At 36.0% G+C, this 17,335-nt stretch carries 24 protein-coding genes and 1 tRNA gene; 8 read left to right on the top strand and 17 right to left on the bottom strand.

Annotated features, from left to right (window positions below):
• Positions 1–56: 56 nt before the first annotated feature.
• The 10 genes from D1Z92_RS05925 to D1Z92_RS05880 form a co-directional block, all read right to left on the bottom strand.
• Positions 57–755, bottom strand: coding sequence for a glycerophosphodiester phosphodiesterase (locus D1Z92_RS05925; protein ID WP_128894738.1), 699 nt, complete (start codon positions 753–755; stop codon positions 57–59).
• Positions 756–1,051: 296 nt separating this feature from the next.
• Positions 1,052–1,279, bottom strand: coding sequence for a DUF1450 domain-containing protein (locus D1Z92_RS05920; RefSeq protein ID WP_128894737.1), 228 nt, complete (start codon positions 1,277–1,279; stop codon positions 1,052–1,054).
• A gap of 99 nt (positions 1,280–1,378) precedes the next feature.
• Positions 1,379–2,590 (bottom strand): M14 family metallopeptidase, encoded by a 1,212-nt coding sequence (locus D1Z92_RS05915; protein ID WP_128894736.1) that lies wholly within the window; start codon positions 2,588–2,590, stop codon positions 1,379–1,381.
• Positions 2,591–2,688: 98 nt separating this feature from the next.
• The gene (racE, locus tag D1Z92_RS05910) at positions 2,689–3,507 is read right to left on the bottom strand and encodes a glutamate racemase (RefSeq protein ID WP_128894735.1); all 819 of its coding nucleotides are present in this window, start codon (positions 3,505–3,507) and stop codon (positions 2,689–2,691) included.
• A 179-nt stretch (positions 3,508–3,686) separates the two neighbouring features.
• Positions 3,687–4,319 carry a helix-turn-helix transcriptional regulator gene (locus D1Z92_RS05905; RefSeq protein ID WP_128894734.1) on the bottom strand — a complete coding sequence of 211 codons (633 nt, stop codon included), beginning with the start codon at positions 4,317–4,319 and terminating at the stop codon, positions 3,687–3,689.
• Between the two features lie 76 nt (positions 4,320–4,395).
• Positions 4,396–4,824, bottom strand: coding sequence for a DUF86 domain-containing protein (locus tag D1Z92_RS05900; protein ID WP_128894733.1), 429 nt, complete (start codon positions 4,822–4,824; stop codon positions 4,396–4,398).
• A 70-nt stretch (positions 4,825–4,894) separates the two neighbouring features.
• Positions 4,895–5,101 carry a hypothetical protein gene (locus tag D1Z92_RS05895; protein WP_128894732.1) on the bottom strand — a complete coding sequence of 69 codons (207 nt, stop codon included), beginning with the start codon at positions 5,099–5,101 and terminating at the stop codon, positions 4,895–4,897.
• Between the two features lie 40 nt (positions 5,102–5,141).
• Entirely contained in the window at positions 5,142–6,116 is a 975-nt protein-coding gene (locus tag D1Z92_RS05890; protein WP_128894731.1) for a peptidylprolyl isomerase, read from the bottom strand.
• A gap of 88 nt (positions 6,117–6,204) precedes the next feature.
• Entirely contained in the window at positions 6,205–6,570 is a 366-nt protein-coding gene (locus D1Z92_RS05885) for a LytTR family transcriptional regulator DNA-binding domain-containing protein (protein ID WP_128894730.1), read from the bottom strand.
• 260 nt (positions 6,571–6,830) lie between these two features.
• Positions 6,831–6,906 (bottom strand) — tRNA-Ala (locus D1Z92_RS05880).
• 159 nt (positions 6,907–7,065) lie between these two features.
• Here D1Z92_RS05880 and D1Z92_RS05875 point away from each other — a divergent pair.
• Together D1Z92_RS05875 and D1Z92_RS05870 are read left to right on the top strand one after the other, a co-directional pair.
• The gene (locus tag D1Z92_RS05875; RefSeq protein WP_128894729.1) at positions 7,066–7,791 is read left to right on the top strand and encodes a class I SAM-dependent methyltransferase; all 726 of its coding nucleotides are present in this window, start codon (positions 7,066–7,068) and stop codon (positions 7,789–7,791) included.
• An 18-nt stretch (positions 7,792–7,809) separates the two neighbouring features.
• Entirely contained in the window at positions 7,810–8,253 is a 444-nt protein-coding gene (locus tag D1Z92_RS05870) for a hypothetical protein (protein ID WP_128894728.1), read from the top strand.
• A gap of 11 nt (positions 8,254–8,264) precedes the next feature.
• Here D1Z92_RS05870 and D1Z92_RS05865 read toward each other — a convergent pair whose 3' ends face one another.
• Entirely contained in the window at positions 8,265–8,753 is a 489-nt protein-coding gene (locus tag D1Z92_RS05865; protein ID WP_164931472.1) for a CS domain-containing protein, read from the bottom strand.
• A gap of 212 nt (positions 8,754–8,965) precedes the next feature.
• Between D1Z92_RS05865 and D1Z92_RS05860 the strand changes: the two genes are divergently transcribed.
• The 5 genes from D1Z92_RS05860 to D1Z92_RS05840 all read left to right on the top strand — a co-directional run bounded on the left by D1Z92_RS05860 (position 8,966) and on the right by D1Z92_RS05840 (position 10,446).
• Positions 8,966–9,193: a spore germination protein gene (locus tag D1Z92_RS05860; protein ID WP_128894726.1), complete on the top strand. Its 228-nt coding sequence runs from the start codon at positions 8,966–8,968 to the stop codon at positions 9,191–9,193.
• Positions 9,190–9,393 carry a spore germination protein GerPB gene (locus D1Z92_RS05855; protein ID WP_128894725.1) on the top strand — a complete coding sequence of 68 codons (204 nt, stop codon included), beginning with the start codon at positions 9,190–9,192 and terminating at the stop codon, positions 9,391–9,393. The genes D1Z92_RS05860 and D1Z92_RS05855 overlap by 4 nt, the downstream gene beginning before the upstream one ends.
• A gap of 134 nt (positions 9,394–9,527) precedes the next feature.
• A complete protein-coding gene (locus tag D1Z92_RS05850) occupies positions 9,528–9,752 on the top strand; it encodes a spore germination protein (RefSeq protein ID WP_128894724.1) in 225 nt (74 codons plus the stop codon).
• Between the two features lie 99 nt (positions 9,753–9,851).
• Positions 9,852–10,031, top strand: a complete 180-nt coding sequence (locus D1Z92_RS05845) for a spore germination protein GerPD (protein ID WP_128894782.1) — start codon at positions 9,852–9,854, stop codon at positions 10,029–10,031.
• A gap of 4 nt (positions 10,032–10,035) precedes the next feature.
• Positions 10,036–10,446 (top strand): spore germination protein GerPE, encoded by a 411-nt coding sequence (locus tag D1Z92_RS05840; RefSeq protein ID WP_128894723.1) that lies wholly within the window; start codon positions 10,036–10,038, stop codon positions 10,444–10,446.
• Positions 10,447–10,448: 2 nt separating this feature from the next.
• On the opposite strand, the gene D1Z92_RS05835 is transcribed toward D1Z92_RS05840, so the two are convergent.
• Both D1Z92_RS05835 and nrdR read right to left on the bottom strand, forming a co-directional pair.
• A complete protein-coding gene (locus tag D1Z92_RS05835; protein WP_128894722.1) occupies positions 10,449–11,204 on the bottom strand; it encodes a potassium channel family protein in 756 nt (251 codons plus the stop codon).
• Between the two features lie 122 nt (positions 11,205–11,326).
• Positions 11,327–11,785 carry a transcriptional regulator NrdR gene (gene nrdR, locus D1Z92_RS05830; protein WP_128894721.1) on the bottom strand — a complete coding sequence of 153 codons (459 nt, stop codon included), beginning with the start codon at positions 11,783–11,785 and terminating at the stop codon, positions 11,327–11,329.
• A gap of 102 nt (positions 11,786–11,887) precedes the next feature.
• On the opposite strand from nrdR, the gene D1Z92_RS05825 reads away from it, so the two are divergent.
• Positions 11,888–12,097: an alpha/beta-type small acid-soluble spore protein gene (locus D1Z92_RS05825; RefSeq protein ID WP_128894720.1), complete on the top strand. Its 210-nt coding sequence runs from the start codon at positions 11,888–11,890 to the stop codon at positions 12,095–12,097.
• Positions 12,098–12,273: 176 nt separating this feature from the next.
• Here the strand turns inward: D1Z92_RS05825 and coaE are convergent, their stop codons facing one another.
• The 4 genes from coaE to polA all read right to left on the bottom strand — a co-directional run bounded on the left by coaE (position 12,274) and on the right by polA (position 17,259).
• Positions 12,274–12,909: a dephospho-CoA kinase gene (gene coaE, locus D1Z92_RS05820; RefSeq protein WP_128894719.1), complete on the bottom strand. Its 636-nt coding sequence runs from the start codon at positions 12,907–12,909 to the stop codon at positions 12,274–12,276.
• Between the two features lie 37 nt (positions 12,910–12,946).
• Positions 12,947–13,627, bottom strand: a complete 681-nt coding sequence (gene ytaF, locus D1Z92_RS05815; protein ID WP_128894718.1) for a sporulation membrane protein YtaF — start codon at positions 13,625–13,627, stop codon at positions 12,947–12,949.
• A 65-nt stretch (positions 13,628–13,692) separates the two neighbouring features.
• The gene (gene mutM / locus D1Z92_RS05810; protein WP_128894717.1) at positions 13,693–14,517 is read right to left on the bottom strand and encodes a DNA-formamidopyrimidine glycosylase; all 825 of its coding nucleotides are present in this window, start codon (positions 14,515–14,517) and stop codon (positions 13,693–13,695) included.
• Positions 14,518–14,610: 93 nt separating this feature from the next.
• Positions 14,611–17,259, bottom strand: coding sequence for a DNA polymerase I (gene polA, locus D1Z92_RS05805; protein ID WP_128894716.1), 2,649 nt, complete (start codon positions 17,257–17,259; stop codon positions 14,611–14,613).
• Positions 17,260–17,335: the final 76 nt, after the last annotated feature.

Below are 17,335 nucleotides of genomic sequence, written 5' to 3'. Positions count from 1 at the left end.
GCTTTCTTGGACATGTCCGTATATGTCCTTCTTTTGTTAAAAAAATAGCTCATATTTTATCCCAAATAATCTGAAATAACTTTTGTAACATTCATCACTTTATGTTGATCTAACTCTTCTTTCGTACTAATCGTCCATGGATGCACATCAATATTTAAACGCTTACATTCCTTTATTAACTTCTCTGAAACAAACTTCTTGTAGGGATGTACCGCCGTCGCCTGTAAGTTCGCTGCATATTGCCAAGGTTCCATCATAGGTTTACTATATAAAACTCCTATCGCAATGTTGCTGTCTACTTGTTTGCATAATTTAAGTGACAAATGATTAAAGCTAGACAAAATAACTTGAGACTCATAATGATATTGTTGAACTAACTTTATCACTTCTTGCTCGATATCTTTATAATGAACAATACTATTTTTCAACTCTATATTTAAGTATAACTGATTTTTTATAGAAAATTGTAGTACTTCTTCAAAAGTAGGTATTTTTTCTCCATTAAATTTATGATGAAACCAATTTCCAGCATCTAAAGTTCTTAATTTCGACAACGAGTGTTCCATAACCATCCCACTTCCGTTTGTCGTTCTTTCTAACGTCTCATCATGAATGACAACAAGCTTACCATCTGATGTCATTTGCACATCAATTTCCAAACCATCCGCTCCAAGTTCAACCGCTTTTTCAAACGCACTCATTGTATTTTCTGGACAATATGTAGTTGCACCGCGATGTGCAAGTATTTTCACCATGATCTCCACCCTTACGTCATTTTTGTTTGTTAATGATTACATTGTCAATATATATAAGATGAAGAAATAATAAAAACCAAGTTTGCGCCTCAGTAGCCAGGCGCAAAGGTTGTGGTATAGAGATTTCTCCATCCTATGCATCGTGGTAATAAGTTGGTTTAACAAGTTAAATCAACTTATATAAATAGAAAATTTTTCCTAAATATCATAAAGAAAACTCGGTTAAACCGAGTTTCATCATAAACGTAGTACACACAATATACGATGTTACCTGTACATTTGCACATACGTAAATATTATTTCTTTTTTACGTACTTCATCACTTTCTTCACTACCTCATCTTCGGTTGGTGCTGTTACATATCTACCATTAATATATATAAATGCTGAGCGTGTGCAAGGACCACAATAAGATTTGCATCCAATCTTGATGTTAGCATTTGGAATCGCTTTTTCCACCTTAGGTATTGTCGTCTTCATCGACATATGCTTACATTTATCACATATTCTAATGTCATTTTCCATGGTTCTTCTCCTCTTTATTTACTACGATATAGGATGAAATTTCGCGATAACAGTTGAACACATGACCATACTATATTGTAGATGAAGTAGGTGACAAAATCAATATGAAACCACCTTCAATGCTTCCAACATGAGTGGTGCGACATCTTTGTAAATCAAGGAAAAATCCTCAATAGGAAGTGGATTTCTGCCTAAGCCCGCTTCCACAGTGAACCCTGGTCTTCTGTATTGTTGGATAAACCAATCTTTATAACCTGCATCACTTCCTGTGAGTTTTACTGCTTTATATCCACTGACATCACTTAGTTTTTGCGCAATCTCTTCTGAAATTGGAGGTTCTAAATCACGATAATTCCAATATATTTCTTCTCCTTGCGTGTGCAACGCAACAATGAGTTGAAAGTTGCTATTTTCAGTTAATCTAGCAATGATAATAGCCTCTGGTTCTGTTAAAGGAGCTGTACCTGGATAATCTCTTGGACCAGGACCTAGAGTCCCTCTTCTTTCTTTTTCTTCTTCCCAGTTTGCAGGATATTGATCGTTGAGATCAACGCCTCTAATATTAGCTTTCCATTGACTAAAATCTAAGCTACCATCGTTCCATTCCAACAATTGATCATAGTATGGATGCTGGGGCGTAACGCCTTCTTGTACTAATTCAACTCCGTCAGGGTTGACCATAGGTACGATGAATAGCATCGTATCTTCAAATAGCTTTTCCACATCGTAACCGTACAACTTGCTTTTACTTTGATAAGCTTGTGCATAATCCTCGATAAATTTCATGAGCAATAAGGTGGTAATCCATTCATTTGCATGAAATGATCCGTTAAAATGAATATTCCGTGTTCCGTTCCCAATTTGAACCATAGGAATGTCTTTTTGCATGACACTTTTCCCAATGGTGGTCATATCAATGAATGGATATTTGCTTTTTAGTTGCTGCAGATCATTCATCATTTCAACATAACCGTAATCTGCACTTGTATCCACAATAGAAGACGGATTTTGTGTTGGAATGATAATGGTTTGACCGACTTGTAAGTTATTTGGATTAGGTAACATATTTGCAGCAACTAAAGCAGGAAGCGATACGTTAAATTGTTTAGCAATGGTGTATAATGTATCGCCTGATTGAATAACATATAAAGGATAATTAGGAATAGGAATATATATTATTTGTCCTGGAACAACATACTGAGTATTGGTCAATTGTGGATTTGCAGCAATTAACGCTTGCAAATGAATGCCATATCGCTTAGCAATACGGTATAACGTATCCCCTCTTTGGACGATATAGGTAGAAGTCAAAATAAGTCCCCTTTCAGCTTATTGTTGTATATATTTATGCTGAAATGTACTAGGGAATACTTATTGATATAAAACAAATTTATGTGATGGAGATGAATTTACTGATTCATCACCGTTTCAATTCCTCTCCAACTTACAGCATGAACTTTTATTTGTTCACACAACCATCGACTAGCTATATTGCTGAATATCGCTGCATCACCACTACATAAAAAAACATGTTTCTGTTGAAACTTAATTTGGTTTAACTGACCACGATGACTTAAAATGGTACTGATTTCCCTTGCAGTCTCTTCTGCGGAATTAATTAATTCCACGGAATGTCCCATGACTTTTTGAATTGTATCTTGTAAATAAGGATAGTGTGTGCAACCTAAAATTAAACTATCAATTTTGTCTTCTTTCAGACAATACAATGAATCGCTAACGACGTCATATGTCGTTTGTTGTTCAAATAATCCACTTTCCACAAGTGGGGCAAACCTTGGGCATGCTTGAGCTATCGCTTCTACTTGCGGAGATATTTGTCGCAATGCTGATTCGTATGCTCCACTTTGAATGGTACCTTCTGTTCCTATAATACCAATTTTATGATTTCGAGTTGCTTTAATCGCTGCTCTCGCACCAGGTTCAATGACTCCTATAACTGGAACATCAACGTAGGAACTAATCTCATTTAGTGCAGCCGCGGTAGCAGTGTTGCATGCAATTACAATCATTTTAGGGTTATATTGTAATAAAAAGTCAACAATCTGAAACACATACTTCTTTACTATATCTAATGATTTGGAACCATAAGGAGAACGCTCAGAGTCGCCAAAGTAAATAATATTTTCTAATGGCAATTGTCTCATTATTTCTTTAACAACTGTTAAACCCCCAACTCCTGAATCCATTACCGCAATAGGTTGGTGCACATAAACCGCTTCCTTCTTTGTATAGTATTTATCATGAACAGCATATGTAACTCATATCATATATGTACCAAAAACATGCTGGTGTCTATAAATAGGGATGTAATCAAAATGATGCTTGGGACTACGTCATTTAGTTTATCATATATTGATATACAAAAAAAACTTCTTCATTAATATTATCATGAAGAAGATTTAATCCAATAGGTGCATTTGTTTCCACCTTTTGCTTGACACTCTTTTTGTTCTACATCTGTATTCAATACAGATTGAAATAGTTCTAATTCACACTGACAAGCTTGGTTATAGCGAGAGGCAATCTGGGAGATAGGACAATTGGATTCTTGTATGACATAATTACCGTCATCATCTTTTTCGTAATTTACCATATAGCCATTGTCGTTCTGGAGAGAAACTAATTTATCTATTTTGCCTTGTAATGTTTCTCCATCCATTTCACCTGCATATTGTTCAATGAGTTTATTTTTACGATTGCTAAATATTTGATCGACCTTTGTTGGGTCTGTTTCATTCAGTTGATCTAGCATTTCAAGTGCAAATTTTTCATAATTTCTAGGGAACATTTCATCTGCTTGCGGAGTCAAATAATAGGTTTGACTGGGTCTTCCCATTGCTTTCCTTATGAGTTTAGCCTCAATTAACCCGTCACGTTCCATATTATTCAAATGCCTGCGAACAGCCATCTCTGTAATATCTAGTTTTTGCGATAATTCTCCAACTGTTAATGAACTATTGGTTTTCAATAATTCCAAAATGATATTGCGAGTTGATGCATCTTGCATTTTCTTCACCATAGATCACCACCTTATCTTATTATTTTAGCGTAAATAATAAGATAAGTAAATTAGTAAACAATTATGTTTATTAAGTTTAAGTATTTTGCTCCAAATACAATTCAACATCTTGTTTGAATGTTTGTAAAATTAAACATAAGGCTTTTAGCTGATCGTTATCGATTGAGAGAGTATGTTGAGGAAGCTCATAATAATCTTGCACCAAGTTTCTTCGTTCTTGCACCAACTTGATAATGGGATCTACGATTTGTTGTGATAATACATTTTCTCCTGCTATCACTGTAATAATATCTTCGTAACTACTTGCCTCTCTCATCAAGTAACCATCTATAATGTAACTTCCAACATCCGTAATGACTTCAATCGCAAGATGTAATGTTCTGTCTTGTGCAAAATAATGAACAAGCCCTGCTTCAGGTTCGGATTGAAGTTCTTCCATCGCAGTAATTAACGTAGGTATAAATTGCAATCGTTTTTCTATTTCTTTGTCATTGATGTAGTACATCACGATAGCCCCTTTACACTTTCAATTTATACAATAAAGAAGCAGAGCGTTGTCTGCTTCTTTATTGTCTTTATTCATCTATATATTCGTCTTTATCTATATCTTTGGTCACTTCCCACATTACTTGCATATGCTTATCCATCCAATCTCGAATCACGATTTCAATGGCTTGATGAAGCTCATCTTCCGTTAAATCGATCAGCTTCTCGTCGGCAATGGTAATAAAGTGATCTTTTGCTGGTTCATCACCAATGGCAATGTTAAGTTTAATTTCCATGTGTATCATCCTATCTTAAGGAAAGTAACTTATGTGCAACCTATTTTAGATTAATTTCTATAGATAATGTTTCTCTGTATTCCTCTATCCACGTATATGGAAGATTAGCTGTTGCTCTCTCAACTAACTCATCCTTCTTCTCAGCGAACTTTGCTTCAAATTCATCTTCAGTTAATGATGCAACAACTTCTGTTACTTTAATGATATGGTACCCAAATTCTGTCTGTACAACCTCAGATATTTCACCAGCTTCCATCGCAAATGCAGCTTCAGAGAATGCTGGAACCATCTGACTATCATCAAAATAACCTAGGTCTCCACCATTTGGACCCGTTGGGCCTGTAGAGTATTCTACGGCTAACTCAGCAAAGTCAGATCCAGCTTTTGCTTTTTCTAACACTTCATTTGCCGTTGCTTCATCTTCAACTAAAATATGAGATGCTCTAATTTGTTCCTTGAATGTCGTTTTTAATGTATCGTCGCTAACTTCTGATTTTAACTGTTCTATAATCTTCTCATTCAACATGCCATATTTTAAAGACTTTTTATGACTTTCCTCAGTAAGTCCATTATTTGCTAATGCCTCTTCATAGCTACTTTTTTCTCCGCCAAACTGACCATCAATTAACGTTTGCACTTCAGCATCAATATCTTCATCCGTCACAGTTAAGTTCATTTCTTCCGCTTTCATTTCAACTAATCTCTCACTAATCATCGTTTCAAGAAGCTGTTCTGCTTGTCCGGGGAAAGATATGAAGTAATCGTACATTTCTTGATTTGTAATTTCAATGCCGTCTCCTGACGCAACAACTTCTGATGCTCCATCAATTGCGTTAGTGGAGTCACTTTGCGTTAATACTACTACTACAATTAAAGCAATCACAGATATAGAAGTAACTGCCATCATCAATTTATTTGCTGGATTCGGTTTTGCTTCATGCTTTTGCTCTTTCATCACTTCGTTTTTTGTTTCTTCTACTTTATTATTATTTACATTGTTATTTTCCTCTGACATCTCATAGCCTCCTAATTTTTTCTGTCTATAACTATAACAAACTTTGTACAAAAAGACATTAAGTTAACATTAATATTTTAAAAAAATGCTAATTTTTTGGTGATACTTTTTCTTCTTTCATGGCACTACGTATACTTCCTATTTTGCTATATGAAACGGTAGCATACATAGAATCTTCCTTTATTTTATTATCAAAGTATATTTTACCAAATTTTTTATCGAAATGATTTATTTTTTTTATGTTTGCGGCTATACCTCGATCCAGTCTTTTAAATTGAAATTGTTTTAACACAGTATGAACCTGCTCAAATGATGTCGGCTGGGAGAATACTCCTTTTTTCGTGTAGTACACAACTTCCCTGCTATTCTCTACACCAACATACCAAATATCTTCAATATCAATGAAATGAACTTCCAGCTCCATTTTTGTTTTATCAATGACGGGAATTTTCAATCTATTCCCTCCTCAGATTATTTAATATTATAGTTAGTCAAACATCCATCATATTTTTTTATCATATACATTTATTTTGAATATTTTTACTCTAAAACATATATTGGTTGTTTTTACTCTTTATTTGGTATTTTATTTTTTTCATTATACCATCTATTCCTATAAAATTAGTAAATAACTTTAATTGAGAAACGTTGTTTTAAGAACATCAAAAAAGATCCTTAAAAAAGGATCTTCATCATTGTAATAAAAGTATGTTGTGGTGGAGCATACCGGGTTCGAACCGGTGACCTCTTGCATGCCATGCAAGCACTCTCCCAGCTGAGCTAATGCCCCATATGTCATATCATTTCTTCATCTATATATGTACAGTATTATAATCTTTCCTTTGGTAATAGGCAAGGCGGAATTTTGTATCATGTGTGGCATATATCTATACACTTTTGCAATGACATCCATACAATGATAAAAACCGTATAAAGGAAGTGGCTAAGAATGAATTATCTTGAAATGTTAGCAAAGCTAGGGGTAAGCAATGCACATCCTGGAGGATTCACTGCAACCATTCAACAATTTAAAGAATGGAAAATCAATAAAGACAGTAAAGTGCTAGAAGTAGGATGCGGAACAGGAAGAACTTCTTGTTATATCGCAAAAACTTTTGGCTGTCATGTTACTGGTGTGGATCTCAGTGACGAAATGATCAAAAAGGCGAAAGAAAGAGCAGCATACGAGAAAATGGGGGTTGATTTTATTCAAGGTGATGTACTGCATCTACCTTTCAATGATGAACAATTCGATGTAGTTATAGCAGAATCTGTGACTTTATTCGCAAACCCTGAGAAAGCTGCTAAAGAATATTATCGTGTTTTAAAACCTGAGGGTGCAGTGTATGATCGGGAAATGTTTCAAACTGGTTCCCTCTCAGAAGATGATCTACTATCTTTTCATCAATTTTTTCATACGAAACAACTACCTTCCAAAGAGGAATGGCAACAAATTTACCAACATGCTGGTTTTAGAAACTTGAAAGTGTGGGAAGAAACAAGTTATACAAAAGGTGTTGTAGAAACAGATTTTGATTACCCTGATCCAATGCAACAATTAGATCCTACACTTTTAATGGACGGCGAAATATGGGAATTAACAGGAGAGTATTATGAGGTCATGCAAAACTACGCTAAACATTTAGCTTACGCATTATTTATTTCCTATAAATAGGTTGAAAGGAAGTTAAACATGCAAGTAAATAATGTATTCAAAATGATAAATGACACGGAAGAAACACTTCATAATATTGTAGATTCAGAAAATAAAAATGATGCAGAGGAGGAAGTAAATCAACCTAAAAGTCATGTATTCAATTTAGGGAATAGCATTAAAGTTCAGTTTGAAGCTCCTCTTTTGCCTAAACGATATAAAAAAGCTTGGAGACTGTCTGTAAGGAATGGTCAACTTCACATATCAGGAAATTTAGTACAAAACACTATTCTAATGCATGAACAAAAAAAAATAGCTTCGCCAAAAGACAACGAAACATTCCACATCACAATAGATCTTCCTATTCCTATTTATATTACTCCGATTTCAATGTTCTGTAATCATCATCATGTTGTCATTTATTTTGTTAAAGCCGAAATGGAACAAGATCAATCAGAATGGAAAACAATATATTTCCATTAAACCGTCATTATTTATAAAAATGAAACTTTTACTTCTTGATACATTTCCGCTTCCGCTGCTTTTTTCATTTGTATTTGTAGCACGTTATTTTTCACTGTTGCTTTACAAGAGCTAGGATCTACATTTTGAGATAATGAGACGGTAAATGGATCATGATCATCTATTCCTTTAATTCGTATGGAATTGACAGATGAAAATAGTCTAACATTACTTGATGATGAAGTTTTGGACGGTAAATATACTTTCAGAAATAAATCACGATGCGTTTCAAATTCTTCATGCTGTACTGGACTACCAGTCGATTTTACAGTGGAAGTGTTGTTGGCACCATTAGTGCCTGCAAAATTAGGTAATAAGTTCTCCATCATATCTTTAATATGCTTCTCCATCCAAGCAGGATCTTGCTGCATTTGGTTTTGCATCTCTTTTGTAAAGGCAGGAATGTTGCCTCCGAAAAATTTTTCAAACCCTCCCCAATCAAATGGTGACTGATTATTCATATCCATTCTCCTTTTCGTGAATCAATAACGAATCCACAATCAATTTGTTAAATTATATGAATGTATACATGGCAATGCTACAACAACAATACAAAACCACGATATCAAAATGAAACCTTATTCACATATAGGCAACGTAACACTTTACATCCACCCACATACAATATTAAAAGTTATTACATTGGTTAGTTGGAAAGGAGGAAATAAAAAAGATGCCTGCCATTGTTGGAGCTGTCAAAATTATAAGTGTAGGCCCTAGCTCCATCGTCCAATTCGGAGATTCTGTATTCTTATCACCAACTAGCGCTTCTAAAACATATGCTGGAAGTGGATCGTTCAATACGGGTGATCTGCCACGAACTGCAAATATTTTGAGTTCTACAAACACGTTCGATCCAGATTTATTTGACACCAATGCTACAAAGGTGGGGCCAGGATGAGTGTAACGATCTATCAACAAATTTGTATTAACAATTTAAAAATTAATGCCATCACCAACTCTTCTGTCCTACAGATTGGAACTGCAGGTAATATTACTTCTAATTCAACATTAAGTAACTCTGGTGGGTTTGAAGAAGCGGCAGAGCAATTAGAAGCACAACAAGCCATATCATTGGTTCCTCTCCCACAGATTAGGTAATGCATTATGTAATGCATAAACAGTAAAAAGTACACTTCCTATACTTTTAATAATAATAAAGAAATGAATCATATGAAATAATTTTCAATGACAAACAAAAATTCATCCACACGACTATAGAAAGGAGGAGACATATGCCAGCTATAGTAGGGGCTTCAAAATTCATTAATATTGGGGGTAGCTCCATTTTAAAGTTTGGGGATGCTGTATTTCTATGTCCAACAAGTTCAGGAAAAACATATACTGGTGCAGGTTCAGGAAATGTTGGAGATGGTATATTCACGGTGAATGTTGCAAGTTCTACAAACACCTTTGACCCGTCTATTGCATCGAATAATGCAACGAAGTTACCTCTTTAAACCACGATATATGGATATATCCCCCTCCTACTCCCTTATTAACAGTGGTGGGGGTATTGACAACGTTAACTTATTTTGAAAGGAGTATACAAGATGAGCATGAATTTGAATGTGGTAAATAAAGAATTGTGTGTAGGAGCAGTGAGAATCATTGGTGTCGCTTCCTCTTCCATTTTCCTTATTGGGGATACTGAAAACATCACGTTGACTTCTGCGTTTGATACCCCTCCTGAATCGTTGATTGTAGGTGTAGAAACCGAAATAGCAGAAGAGGTATAACACCATGAAAAAACAAACCTGTAGTAAACCAATAACAAATACAAAAAGAACTTCTGTGTTGAAAGAGTTATACATTACGAACATTGGAGAAGACAGCACGTTAAGAATAGGGGATACATATGCGATTACACCTTATTCCTTAGTTTACGCACTACAGCGGAAAATCCCCACCTTTAGAGGGGATGAAGGAAACTTTGAACCTTACTCGGTGTTTAGAAAAGACATTCCTTTACCAGAAATCACAGAACAAGTAAACCTGAATATTATCAATGAAAATCCATACATTCACGTAGGAAGAGTAAAGATCATTGCTACATCTGTTGCACCTGTTGTGCACATCGGTTCAAACTGTATCATTCGAAGTGAAAGCAGAACACTAAATATACGACAATTCAATTCAACTAGCGTACCTTAAAGTTAGGATGTATTCACTTGTTCTTTTTTATTGTATTGATCTGTTTTCCATTGATTCAACATGGCGATAAGCATGTCAATTTCCTCTGGGGTGAGCTCTTCGTGACGTTGTAATTGAGAGATCATAAAGTCTGCATTGGAATCAGATTTTGAATCATTTCCAATAAAATAAGTAGCAATGGAACCCGTCACCATCCCAATTAATCCAATACCAAAAACCATCAATATAACAGCGACCATCCTGCCAACCAACGTCTCTGGAGAGATATCACCGTAACCTACCGTTGTCGCCGTTACAATGCTCCACCATAGTGCATCTCCATAAGATTCATAATCCTCTACTTGTTGTACAACGGCAGCGGATAAGAACATAAGAATAACAGCAGCAGTTATCACCTTGCTCAATCCATTTTGATGTAAAATACCAAAGAAAGTTTTAAACGATTTCATATTAATTAAACGGGATGCCATCGCAATTAAGCGAAGTATTCTTATGATCCTTACTACCCTTGCAAAGCGGAAAATAGCATCCAATGGCAATGCAGCAATGATATCCAATGGATTAGATTTAACATACTCCCATTTATTCGAAGCAGCAGAAAAACGTATCACGACATCCACAAAAAATACAGCCCAAACGACCCATTCAATGGTGATGTTTAATGGATCGTTTTTATCGAGCCACAATAAACTTACAGATATTACTGCTAACGTAAACATAAATATTTCATAAGCCAAATTTTGATTTCTTTTTTTCATCTCTATGACCTCCACGAATGAAACTTGAATTTATAAAATTCGCTTCAGCTATCATTTCAGCTATTCGTAACTACCCAACATGAATACAGTGAGATAACAAAGGCCGAGCAGCATTCGTAATCTCACTGGTTGCGTTGTAATAAGGTATTCAATTCTTTCAGAAACATTTGTATATCTTTAAATTGGCGATATACAGAAGCAAATCGTACATAGGAAATTTCATCGACTGGATATAGCTGTTCCATCACAATTTCACCTATTTCTCTGCTATCTATTTCAGCTCGTGCTGTTTGCCTTAATTTCTGTTCTACTTGGCTGACAATGGTTTCTAATTGTTCTATAGAGACAGGTCTTTTTTCGCCAGCTCGTATTAGTCCTCTTAGTATTTTGTCTCGACTAAATTGTTCACGGCTACCATCCTTTTTGATGACGATAAGTGGTGTTTCCTCCACCATTTCAAACGTAGTAAAACGTTGATGACAATTTTCACATTCTCTACGTCTACGAATTGATTTATTCTCATTTGCTGGTCTGGAATCCAACACTTTCGTTCCAAGATAATCGCAATATGGGCATTTCATTATATGTTTTCTCCTTCTTATAATTTACCTTACTTTACCTGTTATAGAGTTTAGCATTATGCACATAATAGGTGTACCAACTTCAAGGAGGTGAAACAAGCGATGGCTACAACAAACGCATTGGTTGTCCCACAAGCAACTGCAGCTCTTGATCAACTTAAATATGAGATTGCTCAAGAATTAGGAATTCAAATCCCTCAAGACGGTTACTACGGTAACATGGCTACACGCGACACAGGAGCAATCGGGGGTCATATTACTCGACGTTTAGTACAAATGGCTGAACAGCAATTAGCTGGACAATATAAATAATATATCACGATTTGTGGAAGCATGGGAATTGAATTTCCATGCTTCTTTTTATATTAAGTTGAATTAACTTGTTTAACCAACTTATTACACTATGCATAAGATGGAGAAATTCTATATCAACCTTTGCCCCTGGCTATTGAGGCGTAAACTCGTTTCTCATTATTTCATTATCTTCTTTATTTTTGTAATATTAAACTTGATTTTTCCATGATACTTCGTTTCCAATCATCATCGTTTAACAATAACTCAACTTGCTCCATGGTATGTTCCAAAGTTTTACTATTATCAATGAGTACATCGGCTTTCTTGCGCTTCTCTTCAATGGGCATCTGTGCCTGTATACGTTGGGTTGCTTGTTCGTGTGATAAGTTATCCCGCTCCATCAGTCGATCTATTTGCATCGTTTGTGGACAATAGACAACTATCACTTCCGGAAACATGTTTTCCATATGTACTTCATATAGTAATGGAACGTCTACAATGGTCAATCTGGATGGGTTTTCTTCTTCAAATTGCATAATTTGTTGTTGCGTCCGTGTTCTTATTTTGGGATGGATAATGGACTCCAATTTTTTTCTTGCTTCATGGTTCCCAAAAATAATTTCACCTAACTTTTCCCGATGAAGTTCTCCTTTTGCTGTCAATACTTCTTGTCCAAAGTAAGTCGCTATCTCTTCTAAAGCAGGACTACCAGGATTCACAACCTCCCTCGCGAGTTGGTCTGAATCTACGAGCACACATCCTTTGCTAACAAACATTTGTGACACCGTACTTTTCCCACAAGAAATACCACCTGTTAATCCAACAAACACAAGAAACACTCCTTTTACTGACTTGAAGCCATAAGTTCTATAACAATTTTACAATGCCCATTGTAATCAAAATCATGCCTGACAAAATAGACAACTTGCGCATCCATAAAAATTGTGAAAAAATTAAACCAATCTTTAATCCTAGTGTAATAAACAGCCCAGACGAACCTGCAATAAGCACGGCTGTCCATAAAGGTGAGAAACCTAACAGAGCAGCACCAATACCTGCACCTAAAGCATCCAAAGATAATGCCACACCTAATATGTAAGCTTCTCCTGCTGTGATGATCCCCGATTTATCTATATCTGCTTTTTGAGGTGTTTTTAAAATATCAATGACGATACCTAGCTTTTTCAACTCGATATGAAGAATCATTTTCTTGGACGGTAGTAAAGCTTCCTGCCCCTCCTCCTTCTGTAGTGGAAGAGATGCTGAATCTTCGTGATATTTTTGCATGAAAATTTGAAATACAGCCCATGTACCTATAGCAATTAAAATGCCTGCACCTAAATATTTGGTCATTTGTGGAGACAACCATTGCTCTAGCCACACACCTGCTAGCATAGAAGTGTAAATAATGAGGCCAGAACAAAATGAAATAATAAAAATCGAAGTAAATGGAATTTTTAATTTTCTTAATCCATACGTAATGCCAACACTCAAGCTATCTAAACTAACAGCAAATGCAATCATAAGTAATGAAATCGTAATATACATGATACTCTCCTCCCGTCTGATTTCAATATATGGGAGAAAAGTATCAGAGGTGCATCAGAGCAGCATTAGGATTGACACTGTGTACAGTAGTGTGTACCCCTACCACCAACAACGATTTTATTTAACGGTGTACCGCAAGTGAAGCAAGGTTCTTCTTTGCGACCATATACACGAAGTTGCTGTTGAAACATTCCCATTTCACCTTGTCCATTGACATAAGACTTAATGGAAGATCCACCTTTGTTTACTGCCTCTTGTAAAATAGCTACAATAGCAGTATGCAACTTTTGCATGTCTTCTTGACTTAACTGGTCCGCAGTGCGTTCTGGATGTATGTTAGCAGCATAAAGAATTTCATCTGCATAAATATTGCCAATACCGACAACATAGGATTGATTTAGTAATAAAGATTTAATTTTACTCTTTTTATTTTGCAGCAATGTGGTTAACGATGCTGCTGTAAAATCAGAAGCAAAAGGTTCAAGTCCAAGTTGACTTAATGGACGCGCTGACAAATCGTCATCCTTAGCAAATAAGTGCATCGTTCCAAATTGCCTCACATCGTTGTAGCGAAGTTCTGTTCCATCTGTAAAATGGAAAATAACGTGGGTATGCTTGTCTACTGCATCATCTGCTTCGTACAATCCATATTTTCCTTCCATGCGAAGATGAGACACTAATGTATAGTCATCTAGCATCAATCGAAGAAATTTCCCTCTTCGGTGGACAGAGCGAAAAGTTTGTCCTTGTAATAGAGCGGAAAATAACGGTACATCATCTGGTTTAATAATGATACGTGCTAATGTGACCGTTACTTTCTCAATTTTTTTATCTATAATTAACTCATTTAACGTTCTTTTTACCGTTTCTACTTCTGGCAATTCCGGCATATCCTCACCTCTCGTCTATTATAACGCAAAATACAGTGAGGAGAAGAACCAATTCAAGGATATAAAATACACTTCCATTTTTGTTTCATGCTATTACTTTGCTTCATACCAATTTGAACCCACACTCACATCCACTTTGAGAGGTACATCAAGCAGAAGTGCTTTTTCCATCACTTGCGATACTAATTGCTTCATCATATCTACTTCCTCCATCGGTACAGCAAATACTAATTCATCGTGCACTTGAAGCAGCATCTTACTTCTTAATTTTTTTTCTTTCAATTGCTCATTCATCTTAATCATCGCTAACTTAATAATATCTGCCGCTGTACCTTGAATTGGTGTGTTCATCGCAGTCCGCTCTGCAAAAGAACGCTGATTAAAGTTTCTAGCGTTGATCTCTGGCAAACTTCTACGCCTATTCAACATCGTACTGACATATCCGTCCTGCTTCGCTTTCTTCACGATATCTTCCATATAACCGTGTACACCTTCAAATACATTAAAGTATTGTTGAATAAAATCTGCAGCTGCTGCACGGGTAATATTTAAGTTTTGTGATAGCCCGTAATCACTAATGCCATACACGATACCGAAATTGACCGCTTTTGCTTGTCTTCTCATCTCACTATCTACTTCATCTTCCTTGACACCAAACACGTCCATTGCTGTTTGGGTATGTATATCTTTATTTTCAGTGAACGCCTGCTTGAGTCTTTCATCTTGAGATATATGTGCAAGTACCCTCAGTTCAATTTGTGAGTAATCCGCAGCCACTATACTCCATTCTTTGTCCTCCGCAGTAAAGACTTTACGAATTTTTCTTCCTTCTTCCATACGTATCGGTATGTTTTGCAAATTAGGGAATTGACTGCTCAATCGACCTGTTGCTGCTATCGTTTGCTGATAATACGTATGCACTTTGCCTGTATTATCGTTCACTTCTTTGAGCAACCCTTCCACGTAAGTGGACTGTAATTTTGCCAGTTGTCTATAGTGTAAAATATGCTCCACGATTTCATGTTTTGATTTTAATTTCTCCAACACTTCTGCATCGGTAGAATATCCGGTTTTTGTTTTTTTGACGACGGGAAGCTGAAGTTTTTCAAACAAAATTTCTCCTAATTGCTTTGGAGAATTAATGTTGAATTCAGCATCTGCCATCTCATATATGTTGTCTTTTATTTGTTGTATTTGTTCATTTAACTCTGTTCCATATGTTTTCAATTCTTCTGTATTCACTTTAATTCCTTCTAACTCCATACTAGCCAGTACATGGGATAAAGGAAGTTCCAACTCGTAATACAATTGTTCCATCTCATAATCCGTAATGTTTTCTTTCAGCACCTTAGCAAGTCTACATGTGGCCAAAGCTTTGTGACAACAAAATTCAGCCAACTGTTCAACAGCCGGTACTTTGAATTTTGCCCCTTTACCATATACATCTTCGTCTGGTGCAATCGGGGTAACTCCATATTTGTGACAAAGTCGATGCATTTGTTGACCACTATCGGTTGGATCTAACAAATACGCTGCCAGCATCGTATCAAATGACACCCCTTGAAGCTTTATACCCATCCAGTGCAACGCCACTTCAGCTCGATGTGCATCGTACATCTGTTTCGCATGATTGCCATCTTGCAGCCAGTCTATCATAAAAGATAATGACGATTGCTGCATGAGTGTAGATGGTACAAAGTAAAGATGATTGTCATCTTCATCATATAGAGAAATCCCTTGCACTTCTCCTTGATGAGGATTAGCTCCTGTTACTTCGATATGACATACGTGAATGTGAGGCAACACAGACTGTAACGTATTGATGTTGGATTCATCTATAATCGTATACGCTATTTCTTCTTTTACGGCTTCCACAGTGGAAGTTTCCACTTGCATTTGGTCAAGTAACGAACGAAATTCAAGCTCAGTAAACATTTCTACTACTTTTTGTTGATCTAATCCATCATATTTTAAAGATTCCCAATCTTGTTCCATAGGAACTTCTCGAAAAATAGTCGCTAACTGTTTGCTCATCTCGGCCTGAGACTTATTTTGCTCCAACTTTTCTTTCATCTTGCCTTTTAATTCATGAATATGTTCATATATCCCTGTAATACTGTCGTACTGATGAAGTAATTTTAGTCCCGTTTTTTCTCCAATACCCGGAACGCCAGGGATGTTGTCAGACGTATCACCCATTAGTCCTTTGAGATCAATAATCTGTTCAGGCTTTAGTCCGTATTTGTCATCAATCGTGGCAGGTGAATATTTCTCCATCTCACTAATGCCTTTTCTGGTTAATGCAATTTCCACGTTTTCTGATGCAAGTTGTAACATATCTTTGTCTCCGGTAACGACCATGACCTTCATATCTTGTTGCTCAGCCACTTTCGTTAACGTACCGATAATGTCATCCGCTTCATAGCCTTCTAGCTCAAACTGTGATATAGAAAAAGCGTCCAGCATTTTTTTTATAATCGGGAATTGCTCTGATAACTCTGGTGGTGTTTTTTGCCGTTTTCCTTTATATTCTTTGTATTCTTCATGGCGAAATGTTATTTTACCAGCGTCAAATGCAACCATAAAGTGGGTTGGTTTTTCATTTTCTATTAATTTAAGCAGCATCGTAGTAAACCCGTACACTGCATTCGTATGTATTCCTTTTGCGTTGCTCAATAATGGCAGTGCAAAAAAAGCTCTATAGGCAATACTGTTTCCATCAACAATAATTAATTTTTGCATATTACACCTCGATCATTTTCATTTTCTATTCCTTCAGCTCATATTATAGATGTAAGGATCCTGTTCATATCATTGA

The sequence above is a fragment of the Longirhabdus pacifica genome, assembly GCF_004115085.1.
Taxonomy (GTDB): domain Bacteria; phylum Bacillota; class Bacilli; order Paenibacillales; family DSM-105158; genus Longirhabdus; species Longirhabdus pacifica.
This window is presented reverse-complemented; position numbering and strand designations above follow the sequence as displayed.

What these genes read in the sequence shown, in the direction of transcription:
- D1Z92_RS05925 (WP_128894738.1), bottom strand. Translation starts at nt 755, where the DNA reads ATGGTGAAAATACTTGCACATCGCGGTGCAACTACATATTGTCCAGAA.
- D1Z92_RS05920 (WP_128894737.1), bottom strand. Translation starts at nt 1,279, where the DNA reads ATGGAAAATGACATTAGAATATGTGATAAATGTAAGCATATGTCGATG.
- D1Z92_RS05905 (WP_128894734.1), bottom strand. Translation starts at nt 4,319, where the DNA reads ATGGTGAAGAAAATGCAAGATGCATCAACTCGCAATATCATTTTGGAA.
- D1Z92_RS05900 (WP_128894733.1), bottom strand. Translation starts at nt 4,824, where the DNA reads ATGTACTACATCAATGACAAAGAAATAGAAAAACGATTGCAATTTATA.
- D1Z92_RS05895 (WP_128894732.1), bottom strand. Translation starts at nt 5,101, where the DNA reads ATGGAAATTAAACTTAACATTGCCATTGGTGATGAACCAGCAAAAGAT.
- D1Z92_RS05890 (WP_128894731.1), bottom strand. Translation starts at nt 6,116, where the DNA reads ATGTCAGAGGAAAATAACAATGTAAATAATAATAAAGTAGAAGAAACA.
- D1Z92_RS05875 (WP_128894729.1), top strand. Translation starts at nt 7,066, where the DNA reads ATGAATTATCTTGAAATGTTAGCAAAGCTAGGGGTAAGCAATGCACAT.
- D1Z92_RS05870 (WP_128894728.1), top strand. Translation starts at nt 7,810, where the DNA reads ATGCAAGTAAATAATGTATTCAAAATGATAAATGACACGGAAGAAACA.
- D1Z92_RS05865 (WP_164931472.1), bottom strand. Translation starts at nt 8,753, where the DNA reads ATGAATAATCAGTCACCATTTGATTGGGGAGGGTTTGAAAAATTTTTC.
- D1Z92_RS05860 (WP_128894726.1), top strand. Translation starts at nt 8,966, where the DNA reads ATGCCTGCCATTGTTGGAGCTGTCAAAATTATAAGTGTAGGCCCTAGC.
- D1Z92_RS05855 (WP_128894725.1), top strand. Translation starts at nt 9,190, where the DNA reads ATGAGTGTAACGATCTATCAACAAATTTGTATTAACAATTTAAAAATT.
- D1Z92_RS05850 (WP_128894724.1), top strand. Translation starts at nt 9,528, where the DNA reads ATGCCAGCTATAGTAGGGGCTTCAAAATTCATTAATATTGGGGGTAGC.
- D1Z92_RS05845 (WP_128894782.1), top strand. Translation starts at nt 9,852, where the DNA reads ATGAATTTGAATGTGGTAAATAAAGAATTGTGTGTAGGAGCAGTGAGA.
- D1Z92_RS05840 (WP_128894723.1), top strand. Translation starts at nt 10,036, where the DNA reads ATGAAAAAACAAACCTGTAGTAAACCAATAACAAATACAAAAAGAACT.
- D1Z92_RS05835 (WP_128894722.1), bottom strand. Translation starts at nt 11,204, where the DNA reads ATGAAAAAAAGAAATCAAAATTTGGCTTATGAAATATTTATGTTTACG.
- nrdR (WP_128894721.1), bottom strand. Translation starts at nt 11,785, where the DNA reads ATGAAATGCCCATATTGCGATTATCTTGGAACGAAAGTGTTGGATTCC.
- D1Z92_RS05825 (WP_128894720.1), top strand. Translation starts at nt 11,888, where the DNA reads ATGGCTACAACAAACGCATTGGTTGTCCCACAAGCAACTGCAGCTCTT.
- ytaF (WP_128894718.1), bottom strand. Translation starts at nt 13,627, where the DNA reads ATGTATATTACGATTTCATTACTTATGATTGCATTTGCTGTTAGTTTA.
- mutM (WP_128894717.1), bottom strand. Translation starts at nt 14,517, where the DNA reads ATGCCGGAATTGCCAGAAGTAGAAACGGTAAAAAGAACGTTAAATGAG.
- polA (WP_128894716.1), bottom strand. Translation starts at nt 17,259, where the DNA reads ATGCAAAAATTAATTATTGTTGATGGAAACAGTATTGCCTATAGAGCT.